This window comes from Shewanella vesiculosa, from assembly GCF_009994065.1.
In the GTDB taxonomy this organism is placed as follows: Bacteria; Pseudomonadota; Gammaproteobacteria; order Enterobacterales; family Shewanellaceae; genus Shewanella; species Shewanella vesiculosa.
In genome coordinates, this window is sequence record NZ_JAACSD010000003.1 from 60085 (window position 1) to 74620 (window position 14536).

Here is a 14536-nt window from a genome sequence, read left to right on the forward strand (position 1 = left end):
TGTATTCAAATTATTCATTTTGACTCGTTTTCCACAACGCAGTGAGCTGTTCAACAAATTGACTGTCTTTGTTTTTAGAATTGGAAACAACCAGCCTAAATGCTTCGCCTTGCAAAGGCTCTATCATGATGGTGGATAATTGATCCTTTTGTTGATTTAACTCAGTGCTGATATCTTTGATATCAGCAATTGCCACTGAATACGAGATAAACTTGCCATTTTCAGTCCAATATGAAAACACCTTCGTGGCACTAAAACCATTTCCTTCAACTTGATTATTAAACCAATGATGACTGTAAAATAATACCGGTAGCTCTTGTTCACTGATCAATTGATGTTGGCGTAAAAATGCAATATCTCGGCTCCACAACTGTTGTCCTTCAATGACCTCATCTTGACTAGACAAGCCAATAGTTGACGCAATACTCACCAAATAGAGTGGTAAAACACACAGCCCTATGACGAGATGACGCAGTCGCCAGCGAGAGTTATGTTGATATGCGGCTCCTGCTTTGTCATTAATCCGGTTAATGTATAACGCTAATGGCAAAAAAGTAACAATAAGGATCAACACATCTACATAAAAGTCATCACGCATTGAATAGGTTATCGACACAATCACATAAACAACGAATAAACTAATGGCGGTAGTTTCTGAGATCAGTTTTTTGGGCTGCTCTCTAGCATCATTGTTTGCTTTTAACTTAGCAAACAATGGGAAATACCAGACTACGTTAAAAAAGGCTCTTGCCCTCGGCCAAATTGACGATTGCTCTAGCGTGCGAATATATTGCCAGTTTTTATAGCACCAATAATAAATATACACACCAAGAGTCATAAAGATCATCACAGACATTTTGGTCGTGGATACTGGGTAGAACTGGGCATCATCAGCAGGAGCTTTCTCTCGCAGCCAGGAAACTAAACAAAACGAAATACCGATAAAAAAGCAAACAACATAGCTGAGTAAAATACGTGAATCTGTGTCTAAATCATCAATAAAATTATTATCTGAGGCCGTCGTGGAATTAGCAGTACCATAATCAACCAGACCAAAACTGCCCACATCAGCGACATTTCGTAATGCTGCAACATATTGATCAACTTCATTGGCTTCGACACGGTCAACTTTCGATTGATAATGATATGCTAATGTCAGCTCATTTATAGAGTCATCGAATGTCACTTTGTAATTAAAATCAAAAAAGGGGTTAGTTTCGTTCAAAACTTCTTTATCAAATGTCCATTTCTGATCCAATAATTTAAGCTTAATATCACCCGATAAAGTAATGGGATGACTCAAAGACAACACTCTTGGTCCATGACTTTCTGGCATGGAAATGTAGGGGGATACTTGGCTTTCGTAAACGCTAAGACCAAAACTACCATTGTCAGCTTTTATCCAAGGTTGTTTGATTACGTAGTGTTCTTTAAAAATTGTCGTGCCGGTTTGAGTATTTTGGCTTACAGACATAGGCGTAGCAACTTCAAGATCATTAAACGAATTTTTATAATAATTTTGATAATTGTCTGACAGAGACTGTAAGCCAATATCAGCTAATCGTCCACGAATACGAGTACCTTGATCTCCTTGATAAGTGGTTGTGACATGTAGACTCCCCTCACCATGAACTCCTTGTGTAAAATCATACACTTCATGAAACTCTACAAGAGAACCACTTGCTGCTGAATCCATTAATTCAAGTTGTTGAGTATTGTCTCCAACCACAAGGGCGAAGCCATAATTGGGTTGAAACACAACCGGTAAAGCAACATTTTGATTCAGCAGTGTAGGGTCTAACCAGTAAAATTTATTATCTAAGCTGACTTTGACTATCATGTGATTAAATGCTGATGCTCGAGGTAAGGAGTCTTGTAAGATCTTGCCCTCTTTGGTATTAACCAAAACAGGTGATGCTTGAATGCCTAATCCTCTAAGTAGCGCAATTAATAACACAGATTTATCTTTACAGTCGCCATATCGCTTGGCCAATGTATCGCTCGCCTTAGCGGGTAAATGGCTGTTGGCTCCAATTTCAATACCCAAATAACGAATATCTTGTTGAACAAAATTCAACGCAAGCATGATTTGTTCGGCTTGGGTATCAGCACTTCGGAATTGATTAACCAATTCTTGAATTGCTTGATTTTGATCTATTTGTGGCGCAAAGAGCGCCTGAGCCCACTCTCTAACCTGTTGCCAAGAATCCATCTCAGACCAATAAGCGCTAGCATAAGGATGAAACCAACTGGCAGCGTCTGAATAATACTTACTCACGGGCATGTCTTTTAACATCAGCTGATAATCAATTTCATTGCCTAATTGCGTTTGCGTAAATTTCATCTCAGTATTATTTACAGAAAAATTAAGCGGTTGCTTTTTCCCCCAAATAATACGTAAAAATTGTTGATGTACGGGAACATCCCATTGTAAACGTCGAGAATCTGAATAGATCCCTTGGTAAACAGGATTAGTGCCAACAATACTGTATTGATAATCAACAATATCGCCGACACGAATATCATGTAAAAACCAGCTCGCCGTTTTAGAGGCATCGTAAATTAATCGCTGCCCACTTTCGACTTGTTGTAAATTAAATTCACTGTCTGCTTTTTTATCAATGACCACCCCATCCCGAATAACATTCATCTTATGGAAAATAATTTTCTGATAAGCGGGATCAAACGTAATGCTAATTTGCGAGACAGCTTCTAAGCCTTTGGGCGTCATCGCTTTGGTCGCATAATGATTAAACTGAGTTAGACTGCCATCGGCGGTGACTTTGGACTGCTCATCAATAAGCAAGTAATACACCCCATCGGCAAGCTCTGAAGATGGAACCTTATCTGGTAAATCATACGCTATTGGTGTAACCCAATTAGGCACATTGTCAACCAATAGGCCTTGGTTTTGATGATCCCCAAGGTGCCATTGAGAATTGAAAGATTGTCTCGGTAATTCAGCATGGATTGGGCTAGCAGCTACAAGGGGGGAGTAAAAAGTAATAAAATAAATACTGCATAACGCCAATGCTGCTGACAACAACAAACGATGACCATGGGCCATATGATCTAAAAAGCGCACCATAAAAATATCCTTGTGCTAACAAAAGTCATTTAACGGGCTGTTCCGCCCATTTTTAAGTAGCGCTATGTTATTACAAGTTACTTACAATTAACAATTTTTAGTCGTTCAACTCGTCTATATCACCTACAAACTAACCCCTGCCAAATTTAAGACATAAAAAAACCAGCATAAGCTGGTTTTTCAACGGTAAACTCATTGGTAAAGATTAAAGCGCTGCTAAAGCATCTTTACACAGTTGGGTAATGCGATCCCAATCTTCATTTTCAACTGCATCTGTCGGGGCAATCCAGCTACCGCCAATGCAATCTACATTCGACAGTGCAAGGTAGTCTTTATACGTCGCAGGGCTAATGCCACCTGTTGGACAAAAACGAATACCCGACAGTGGACCAGAGAAAGATTTAAGTGCATTAATGCCACCAGAAGCTTCAGCAGGGAAGAATTTGAAATGAGTATAACCCAACTCCATTCCCACCATAACTTCTGAAATACTAACGATACCAGGAATTAATGGCACCGTGCCTTTTTTAGCCGCTTTTAGCAAATCAACTGTTGCACCTGGAGTGATAATAAATTGTGAACCAGCATCAATTGCTTGTTGTAATTGGGTCTGATTTAAAATAGTTCCCGCACCCACTAAAGCTTCTGGCACTTCTTTAGCTATTTTAGCAATGGCTTCAAGCGCACAAGGTGTTCGAAGTGTTACTTCAAGTACGCTAATACCGCCAGCAACTAAGGCTCTAGCCAAAGGCACTGCATGCTCTATTTTATTAATCACCATCACAGGAACAATCGGGCTGCGTTTAAATACATCTTGTGGCTGGAGTAACCAGTTATTAGGCTCAATCATAATACCGACTTCCTTTATTTTTAATATAATTCATCAAGAGCATGTGTACTGCGGGCACCTGTTTCAGGGCTGCTTAAGCTACTGCGTAATGCACCGAATAATTCACGGCCCATGCCATAACTTGAATGGTGTAAATCGACCACGCCTGCTGTTCTGCTTGCCAGTGTTTTCTCATCAACAAACAGGGTTAACTCACCTGTTGAAGCATCAACCCGGATCAGATCGCCATTTTCAACTTTGGCTATCAAACCACCGTCAAGCGCTTCTGGAGTTAAATGAATTGCTGCAGGAACTTTACCTGAGGCACCAGACATACGGCCGTCGGTCACTAATGCAACTTTAAAACCTTTGTCTTGAAGAGTGCCAAGATATGGTGTGAGCTTGTGCAGCTCTGGCATACCGTTAGCTTTAGGGCCTTGGCCTCTGACGACAACAACACAGTCTCGATCAAGCTCACCGGCCTGGAATAGCGCATCAAGCTTGTTTTGATCATCAATGACAATCGCAGGTCCTTCTACCACACGATTTTTATCGGGTACTGCAGACACTTTAATCACTGCGCGGCCAAGATTACCTTTGAGTAATTTCAAGCCACCGTTCTGTTGGAATGGGGTATCAAGATGTGTTAACACTTCTTTGTCTAAGCTTTCTGTCACGCCATCAACCCATTTAAGTTGACCATCAAGTAAGCGAGGCTCTTGGGTGTAACGACGTAGGCCCTGACCGGCGACAGTATTCACATCTTCATGCAATAGACCACCATCGAGTAGCTCTTTGATTAATAACGCCATACCACCTGCGGCGTGGAAGTGGTTAATATCAGCATGACCATTAGGATACACGCGCGCTAACAGTGGCACGGCATCAGATAAGTCAGAAAAGTCGTCCCAGTTTACAATTATGCCTGCGGCGCGAGCAGCTGCCACTATGTGCATAGTCAGGTTCGTTGAACCACCTGTCGCAAGAATTCCCACAATTCCGTTAACTACTGATTTCTCAGAAACGATTTCACCTATTGGAGTATATTGTGTACCCATAGATGTTAAACGGCACACTTGTTTCGCAGCCATTTTGCTTAATTCATCGCGTAATGGATCGTCAGGATTAACAAACGATGAGCCTGGTAGCTGTAAGCCCATTATTTCAAGCATTAGCTGGTTAGAGTTAGCCGTACCGTAGAAGGTACAAGTACCAGCACTATGATATGACTTAGCTTCTGCTTCAAGTAGCGCCGCGCGATCAACCTGACCTTGAGCAAATTGCTGACGAATACGGGCTTTTTCTTTATTCGGAATACCAGACTTCATTGGACCAGCAGGCACAAATAGCATAGGTAAATGGCCGAAACTTAAGGCACCGATTAATAGTCCCGGTACAATTTTGTCACAAATACCCAGTAGTAGCGCGCCATCAAACATATTATGCGATAAGCCGATCGCGGTAGACATAGCAATAACTTCACGGCTCAGTAAACTTAACTCCATGCCTGGTTGGCCCTGAGTCACACCATCACACATAGCAGGTACACCTGCAGCAACCTGTGCAACACTGCCGACATCCATACACGCTTGTTTAAGCATATTTGGGTAGGTTTCGTAAGGTTGGTGTGCTGATAACATGTCATTAAAAGCGGTGACAATACCAATATTGGCTTTCGTTAGTTGACGTAAAGAGTCTTTGTCCGCTGGCTGACAGGCCGCGAATCCATGAGCCAAATTGCCACAACTTAGGGCGCTACGATGAACACCTTTTGCTTTGGCATCATTTAAGGCCGTTAAATACGTTGAACGAGACTGTTTACTGCGTGCAATAATTCTATCGGTGACGGCTTGTACTACTGAGTGCATGGTAAAACTCCTTACGCGCTATAGAACACATCAACGGGCGTTTTACGCTGCGCTAATACGGCTCTAATGGGCATTTGGGTAACATCATCATTCTCAAGAGCCTGATGATAAACAGTTAGCTTTGGTTCTCCGACAAGATGCAAATAAATCTGACGGCTATTTAAAATGGCATCTTTAGACAAACTAATACGTGCATGAGGAGCAGTTGTCGGATTGACTGCAACGCATAAATCTTTGGTAGTTAATGCATTATCGAGTTCAGCACTGCAAGGAAACCAAGAGCATGTATGCCCATCAGTGCCCATGCCTAATATCACCACATCAAAGGGACGCGGGAAATTAGCTAACGACTCGCTGGTCATATCACAACCCGCTTCAGGGGTTGCAAACATATTTTTTAAGCCGCGAAATTTGGCACTGGAGGCACGATTCTGCAGTAAATGCTGGCGAACCAACCTTTCGTTTGAATCTTTTTCATCAGCATTAACCCAGCGCTCATCAGCTAAAGTGACGTAAACATCAGCCCAGTCGACTACTTTATGGCTAAGTAAATCAAATAATTTCAATGGTGTGGAACCACCAGAAACAACTAAACTGGCTTTGCCCCGAGTATCCACAGCATTTTGTAGTTGCTGGGCAATTTTCTCAGCTAGTTTGGCTTCTAAATCTGCTGGATTGTCGAAGGATTTAAATACAGTATCTTTAATCATGTCAGCTCCCTACTCGTCCCAAGAACGGCCATCTTTGGTTATTAATGCGACCGATGCCACAGGCCCCCATGTGCCAGCAGGATAAGATTTAGGCTTTTCACCACTTTGTTCCCATGACTGAATGATGCCATCAACCCATTTCCAGGCTTGCTCAACTTCATCACGACGAACGAACAGTGCTTGGTTTCCGAGCATGGCTTCTAACAACAAACGTTCATATGCATCTGCAATACGTTCGTTTTTAAAGGTATCACTGAAGCTTAAATCGAGCTTAGTCGTTTGTAGACGCTGCTTTTGCTCAAGCCCAGGAACCTTGTTCATCATCTGAATTTCAACCCCTTCATGAGGTTGTAAACGAATGGTTAACTTGTTCGGTGGCAGATTGCGGTAACTTGCACGATACAAGTTATGAGGTGGATTTTTAAAGTACACCACAATTTCGCTACTCTTAAAGGGCATACGCTTACCGCTGCGTAAATAGAATGGCACTCCAGCCCAACGCCAGTTATCAATATCAACACGGATAGCAACAAAGGTCTCTGTGTGGGATTGAGTGTTGGCATCCTCTTCTTCAAGATAGCCAGGAACAGGTGAACCTTTTAAGAAACCAGCACTGTATTGACCACGAACGGTATTTTCATACACATTGTCTTGGTTAATTGGCCGCAGTGACTTAAGCACTTTCACTTTCTCGTCACGAATACTGTCAGCATCTAAATTGACGGGAGGATCCATGGCAACCAAGGTCAGCACTTGTAATAAGTGGTTTTGGATCATGTCGCGCATTTGACCCGCACCGTCAAAGTAACCCCAACGACCTTCAATACCCACTTCTTCAGCAACCGTGATCTGGACATGATCTATGGTGCGGTTATCCCATTTAGAAGAGAATAAAGAGTTAGCAAAACGCAGGGCAATGAGATTTTGAACGGTTTCTTTACCAAGATAATGATCGATTCGGTAAACCTGATTCTCGTTAAAGAACTCGGCAACCTGGTCATTAATCACATGCGATGATTCTAAATCAGTACCAATTGGCTTTTCGAGCACAACACGGGTATCAGATTGAATAAGGTCTTGCTCGTGTAAACAACGGCAGATAGCACCAAAAATAGAAGGAGGAGTTGCGAAATAATTCACCATGACGCGTTTACTTGGTTCAAGTAAATCGTGGAAGGCACTATAACCTTCAGGATCTGTAAAATTAGTACCGATATAATGACAACGACTCAGGAAGCGCGCTAACGTGGTGGGGCAAAGTTCGTCTTTAACAAATGTATTTAATGCTTTAGTAACTAGGGCAACAAACTCTTCTTGAGTGAATGCGTCTTTTGCTACTCCGATTACCTTGGTTTCTTTATCAAGCAATCCTGCTTTATCTAACTGATATAGAGAAGGTAATAATTTACGCCTAGCTAAATCGCCTTTAGTACCGAAAAGTACGAAGTCGCAAGCCTTAGCTCCAATTGATTTGCCCATTGCTGAAAGCTCTCCTAATTATATGTGTGTGTCATGTTCGAATTCGGTAGATGAATAAAAGCACACTTTTGTTGTAATATAACAACAGAATTTGAATATTGCATCTTTAATTTGCAATTTTTGTATTGTTGTTAACCTAGTCACAAGTATCTATTATCTGCTATGATTTTCCACCAACACCAAGGCTTACAAATCATTTAATCGTGATCGATGTCGTGAAAAATAACTACAGTTGATAATCAACGGTAAATAAATAACTTAATTCACGTAATTCCTGTAAGTTATGATATAAAATTACATTACCTACTTTTTAGCTACTTTCTAGCGGATGCTTGCTTATGAATACCCTTGAAAAGGTTCAAAAAAGCCTTACCCAATTTAGTAAATCTGAACGTAAAGTTGCCGAAGTCATATTAGCCTCACCGCAAACAGCGATACATTCAAGTATTGCCACCTTAGCAAAGATGGCAGATGTTAGTGAACCTACGGTCAATCGATTTTGTCGTCGATTAGACACTAAGGGATTCCCTGATTTTAAGTTACATTTGGCTCAAAGTCTTGCTAACGGCACACCTTATGTTAGTCGACACGTTGAAGAAGATGACACTCCAGAGTCATACACAACAAAAATCTTCGAATCTTCAATGGCATCGCTGGATACGGCTCGTCAGAGTTTAGACACTTCTGCAATTAATAAAGCGGTTGATATTCTCACTCAAGCCAAGACTATTTCGTTTTTTGGCCTTGGTGCCTCGGCTTCTGTGGCCCATGATGCGCAAAACAAGTTCTTTCGTTTTAACGTGCCAGTGATTTGTTTTGATGATGTATTAATGCAACGAATGAGCTGCATTAACTGTAATGAAGGCGATGTAGTGGTATTAATTTCGCATACTGGCCGAACTAAATCACTGATTGAAATAGCGCGTATTGCTCGAGAAAACGGTGCTGCAGTCATCGGTATTACGGCACGTAACTCGCCACTGTCTTTTGAATGTACATTGCCTGTCACTATGGAAGTACCAGAAGACACTGACATGTACTTACCTATGGCGTCACGCTTAGCGCAATTGGTTACCATAGATGTACTCGCGACAGGATTTACCTTACGCCGTGGTCCGCGTTTCCGTGATAATTTAAAACGCGTAAAAGAAGTATTGAAAGAATCTCGGGTAAACAAGGATATGACTATCTAAATTGATGGGTTGTTAGCATTAACACTCATGTACAGCCGTCATTTTTATGCTCGTTTGAACAACAATAACCACCTTTTAAACTGACTTTTGCACCAAGATTACCAAAGAACTGGTAAATAATTACACAATTAAGTTCTATTTGATCGCGTAAATGCTCATAAATAGCCATCAATTATTGTTCACTAGGCCAAACACTTTATTCTGTTTGGCCTTTTTTATTATAAAAACCGCGAAACTGTCACATAAATTACACATTAAAAACGATCTTTTTGTTGGTAACTTTACTACATTTACTGAGAATGTCTGTTAATATAGTGACATCATTTTAGTGCCAACATCACAAGAGCACTTTAATAACCGAATTCTATTTAACACAAAATCTTTCTTATCATTAACGGAGTATCTCATGTTCCGCAGAACTAAAATCGTTACAACACTTGGGCCAGCAACTGACCGCGATGACAATTTACGAAAAATTATCGCAGCAGGCGCTAACGTCGTTAGACTTAACTTCTCACACGGTTCACCAGAAGATCATCTAAAGCGTGCTACGGATACTCGTAGAATTGCTAAAGAATTGGGTAAACATGTCGCTATTTTAGGAGACTTACAAGGTCCTAAAATTCGCATTTCTACCTTTAAAGATAACAAAAAAATCAAACTTAACTTGGGTGATAACTTTATCCTCGATGCTGACTTAGCTAAAGGCGAAGGCGACCAGGATCAAGTGGGTATTGATTATAAGCAACTGCCTGATGATGTTGTCATTGGCGATATCTTAATGCTTGATGATGGTCGTGTGCAGCTGAAGGTTGACCGTGTTGAAGGACATAAAGTCTTTACTACTGTTACTGTCGCTGGCCCGTTATCGAACAACAAAGGCATCAACAAAAAAGGTGGCGGCTTAACCGCTCCTGCCCTTACCGAAAAAGACATGGCAGACATCAAAACGGCTGCATTGATCAATGTTGATTTCCTTGCTGTGTCGTTCCCTCGTACAGGTGCTGATTTAGACCTAGCACGTAAGCTTGCACAAGAAGCCGGTAGCTACGCATTAATCGTTGCTAAGGTTGAACGTGCTGAAGCGGTTGAAACTGATGAAGCAATGGATGACGTTATCCGCGCTTCAGATGTTGTCATGGTTGCTCGTGGTGATTTAGGTGTTGAAATTGGTGATGCAGCACTCGTTGCTGTGCAAAAACGCTTAATTGAGCGTTCTCGCCAACTAAACAAAGCCGTGATCACAGCAACACAAATGATGGAATCGATGATTTCAAGCCCGATGCCAACACGAGCTGAAGTCATGGACGTGGCGAATGCTGTGTTAGACGGAACCGATGCGGTAATGCTGTCAGCGGAAACCGCTGCTGGTGACTTCCCTGAAGAAACGGTTATGGCAATGGCGAACGTTTGTTTAGGTGCAGAATTACACCCTAGTGTTAATGTGTCTAAGCACCGTATGGATCAGCGTTTCTCTTCAGTTGAAGAAACTATCGCGCTTTCAACCATGTATGCGGCTAACCACTTGCCTGGCGTTAAAGCCATTATTTCGTTAACTGAATCTGGCGCGACAGCAAAATTAATGTCACGTATCAGCTCTGGTTTACCAATTTTTGCTTTATCTCGTCATCAAAAGACATTGGCCAGCATGGCAATGTACCGTGGTGTACAGCCAATTGAGTTTGACTCAACAGCATATCCTGCAGATGAGCTCGCTAAAGAAGCATTAAACTGTATGGTTAGCAGAGGTTATTTGGTCAGTGGTGATATGGTCCTGATGACTAAAGGTGACGCGATGGAAACCATTGGTGGCACTAACACTTGCAAAGTATTGATCGTTGCTTAATTGATATTGCATGTATGAGGCATACTCAATAGCAGGTATATTGCAGTAGACTCGGCACTTGAAAGCCAATCTCCGGATTGGCTTTTTTATGGGTGTATTTTAAGATATTCTGCGTTATGCACTTTGGTATTTCCCTTCTCAGACCAATAACTTGTTAATTTAGTTTGCCATAGTAAAAAAAGCCCCGACAGAGTCAGGGCTATTTACACAAAGGTTTTATAAAACCATTAAAGGGTTTTATTAATTCTGATTAAATTTTATCAAAATCATCAACATTGATAGCCGCTAAACGCAATACATCTGCTTCAACAAGCTGTTTATGTTCCGCTTTGGTGATAATGTCTTTTTCTAGTGCTTGCTCAAATAACTCAAGCATTGGCAGCTTAGATTTTAAATGACCACTACGTTGCGCTTTCTTTAGCTTCTTATACAAATCTTTCGCAGCATATTTTGCCAAGAAAGCCTGCTCGACTTCAGCAATACCACTTTCATCACCTTCAACATCACTGCAAAGGAAGGTAATACGGTCACGAGCAGGTCCAGGTTTGAGCATACCAGTAACTAAATCAACCGCATATTTATCACTTGGTGCATTGAAATGATTTCCTAATGGGAATATCAATACTCGTAGCAATACCGCAGCGATTTTGCTCGGGAAGTTACGAATAGCATCATTAAGTGCTTTTGCCGCTAGATGTAAACGCTCTGTCATCACATAATGTACAGCAGGTAAATCATCTTGCTGACGGCCATTATCTTCAAACAATTTCAATGTCGCAGATGCTAGGTATAACTGGCTTAATACATCACCCATTCGCGCAGAAATCATTTCTTTACGTTTAAGATCGCCACCCATAATCAACATCGACAAATCAGTCATTATCGCAAGCGATGAAGAGATCCGCGTCATATCACGATAATATTGTTGAGTCGGACCACTCACTGGTGCACTGCCTAAACGACTTCCGGTTAATGCATAACCAAATGAGCGTAATGCATTACCAATGGCATAACCAATATGACCCAGTAACAATGAATCGAAACGATCTAAAGCTGATGTTTCATCTTCCATTGCTGCGGCTTCCATTTCCGCCAAAACATATGGATGACAGCGCGTTGCTCCTTGACCAAAAATCATCAATGAACGAGTCAGGATATTTGCACCTTCTACCGTAATTGAAATAGGTGTGGCGATATACGCATGACCTAGATAGTTTTTAGGTCCTAATTGGATACCTTTACCAGACTGAACATCCATCGCGTCCTCTAATACATCACGGCCTAACTCGGTCATGTGGTATTTAGCAATCGCGGTCACCACAGAAGGTTTCACTTTTAAGTCGATACCTTGGGTAGTTAAACGACGAGCAGCTTCAAGTTGGTAAGTATTAGCGATAATTCGCGCTGTAGCTTCTTGTACGCCTTCAAAATGTCCGATTGGCATACCGAACTGTTGACGAACATAACTATAAGCAGTGGTCGTTTTGGTCGCCACATGGCCAGATGCCGTAGCGAGTGCAGGTAATGAAATACCGCGCCCAGCAGACAAACATTCAACCAGCATACGCCAACCTTTGCCGGCAAACTGTGGTCCACCAATAATCCAATCCAATGGAATGAATACATCTTCACCACTGGTTGTCCCGTTCATAAACGCCATCATTAATGGGTTATGACGACGACCGATTTCAACACCTTGATGATCTGTTGGGATAAGCGCACAGGTGATCCCTATATTTTTAACATCACCTAACAATCCGTCAGGATCGCGCATTTGAAAGGCCAATCCCAAAACAGTCGCGACAGGAGCCAAAGTAATGTAACGCTTGTTCCAAGTTAAACTTAAGCCTAATGTTTCTTCGCCTTCAAACTCACGGCGACACACAATACCGACATCAGGAATAGCACCAGCATCACTGCCCGCTTCTGGGCCTGTTAATGCGAAACATGGAATATCTTTACCCACAGCCAGTGAAGGTAACCAACGTTCTTTTTGTTCTTTAGTACCATAATGCGTTAGTAACTCGCCAGGGCCTAAAGAATTAGGCACCATAACGGTAACCGCCGCACTGACACTGCGCGTAGCAATTTTTGCTACTATGGTTGAGTTTGCATAAGCAGAAAACTCACGACCACCGAATTTTTTAGGAATAATTAACGCAAAAAAACCTTGCTCTTTAAAGTACTGCCACAACTCTGGCGGTAAATCTTTGCGATTATGAACAATATCAAAATCGTCGATCATGGTTAATGCGGTTTGAACTTGATTATTTATAAAGTCCTGCTCTTCAGCACTTAACGTTGGCTTACCGTAACCGTGTAAGGTGTTCCAGTTTGGCTTACCACGGAATAACTCACCTTCCCACCAAACATCACCCGCTTCCATTGCTTCCTTCTCGGTACTCGACAAAGGAGGTAACACTTTTTTGAAGAACGAAAATACTGGACGCGTAATAAATTGCATCCTGATATTACGTACGCCAAAGAGGACAATGATCGCTATAACTAGCAATATGACGATACTCATTTTATACCTTCTTAGTTTGTTAACACAGGAACAGCAACACCTGCTGCCATGTAGGGGATGACTTTTCGAAGAATCGCTTCAATGTTGTTATGTTCACCATACTCAGCAGCGGCAATTTCATTTAACGCATCTGCAGAAGCCATGGTAAATACTATCGTCCCGAGGGTGAAATGCAAACGCCAAAACATTTCAGCTGCGGGAATATGCGGTGCACTGGCCGATACGGCTTGCACAAAAGTCGCTAAGTGTTCGCCATAATGCGTGGTGATAAACCAACGTAAATGCCCTTGGCTTTCAATGTAACCACGACCCAACAGCTGCAAGAAAATAATCGTGCCGCCATTGCGCACTTTGTTAAGCTCGAGTAATGGCTTAATTAAAGCAGAAAAAATTTCATTTAGTGACGCATCTTCAGGCGCATGATGTATGCGTTTAATTTCTATCGCAGCGCTTGGCATAAATACATCTAAGTATCTTGCGAGTACTGCGCGAATTAATTCTTTTTTCGAACCGAAATGGTAATTGACCGATGCCAAATTGACTTCAGCTTTACTGGTGATCAGTCGCAACGACGTTTCAGAAAAACCTCTTTCAGCAAACAACTTTTCAGCTGCGTCGAGTATTCTTGTTTTTGTATCAGTACGACTTGCCATTCCAAGACCCAAGTTAATTTAAACACCCGTTTAAATTAATCATTGAGCGAACAGATGTCAATCGAAATTGTTAGCTTTCTTTAACAACATCAACATCACAAACAGCAATAAACCTGCCAAATTGTTAACTATTATACAAAGTTTGCTATTTTGTGGTTGGCAGACATCAACAGTTAGAAAGGACACACACTAGATACACTTGCCTTTAAAACGACCGTCTCAAATTGATCCTGCGCCTTTATGACATGAGAATTCGGTCACTGTAATTACACAAATGGATTTACTTTGAAAAAACGCCACCATAGACAGTGTTAATCAAGCCATTATTGCACTTTCTAATACC

General features: G+C 41.6%; 9 protein-coding genes. 2 read left to right on the forward strand and 7 right to left on the reverse strand.

Translation table 11 applies throughout. The features are described from left to right. Positions 1–10 precede the first annotated feature (10 nt). From GW828_RS00365 to zwf, 5 genes are all read right to left on the reverse strand, one after another. A complete protein-coding gene (locus tag GW828_RS00365; RefSeq protein WP_273057301.1) occupies positions 11–3088 on the reverse strand; it encodes a DUF3857 domain-containing transglutaminase family protein in 3078 nt (1025 codons plus the stop codon). Positions 3089–3293: 205 nt separating this feature from the next. After that, positions 3294–3938 (reverse strand): bifunctional 4-hydroxy-2-oxoglutarate aldolase/2-dehydro-3-deoxy-phosphogluconate aldolase, encoded by a 645-nt coding sequence (locus tag GW828_RS00370; RefSeq protein ID WP_124014974.1) that lies wholly within the window; start codon positions 3936–3938, stop codon positions 3294–3296. Positions 3939–3958: 20 nt separating this feature from the next. Beyond that, positions 3959–5785, reverse strand: coding sequence for a phosphogluconate dehydratase (gene edd, locus GW828_RS00375; RefSeq protein ID WP_182697244.1), 1827 nt, complete (start codon positions 5783–5785; stop codon positions 3959–3961). Between the two features lie 11 nt (positions 5786–5796). Beyond that, complete coding sequence (gene pgl, locus GW828_RS00380) at positions 5797–6495, reverse strand: 6-phosphogluconolactonase (protein WP_182697243.1); 699 nt, start codon at positions 6493–6495, stop codon at positions 5797–5799. 9 nt (positions 6496–6504) lie between these two features. Then, positions 6505–7974 (reverse strand): glucose-6-phosphate dehydrogenase, encoded by a 1470-nt coding sequence (gene zwf / locus GW828_RS00385; RefSeq protein ID WP_273057298.1) that lies wholly within the window; start codon positions 7972–7974, stop codon positions 6505–6507. A 338-nt stretch (positions 7975–8312) separates the two neighbouring features. Here zwf and GW828_RS00390 point away from each other — a divergent pair, with 338 nt between their 5' ends. Then, positions 8313–9167 carry a MurR/RpiR family transcriptional regulator gene (locus GW828_RS00390; protein ID WP_124014978.1) on the forward strand — a complete coding sequence of 285 codons (855 nt, stop codon included), beginning with the start codon at positions 8313–8315 and terminating at the stop codon, positions 9165–9167. Positions 9168–9573: 406 nt separating this feature from the next. Then, positions 9574–11013, forward strand: a complete 1440-nt coding sequence (pyk, locus tag GW828_RS00395; protein WP_124014979.1) for a pyruvate kinase — start codon at positions 9574–9576, stop codon at positions 11011–11013. A 250-nt stretch (positions 11014–11263) separates the two neighbouring features. On the opposite strand, the gene GW828_RS00400 is transcribed toward pyk, so the two are convergent. Both GW828_RS00400 and psrA read right to left on the reverse strand, forming a co-directional pair. After that, positions 11264–13540, reverse strand: coding sequence for an acyl-CoA dehydrogenase (locus GW828_RS00400; protein WP_182697241.1), 2277 nt, complete (start codon positions 13538–13540; stop codon positions 11264–11266). 11 nt (positions 13541–13551) lie between these two features. Beyond that, positions 13552–14193, reverse strand: a complete 642-nt coding sequence (psrA, locus tag GW828_RS00405) for a TetR family transcriptional repressor PsrA (protein ID WP_124014981.1) — start codon at positions 14191–14193, stop codon at positions 13552–13554. Positions 14194–14536 lie beyond the last annotated feature (343 nt).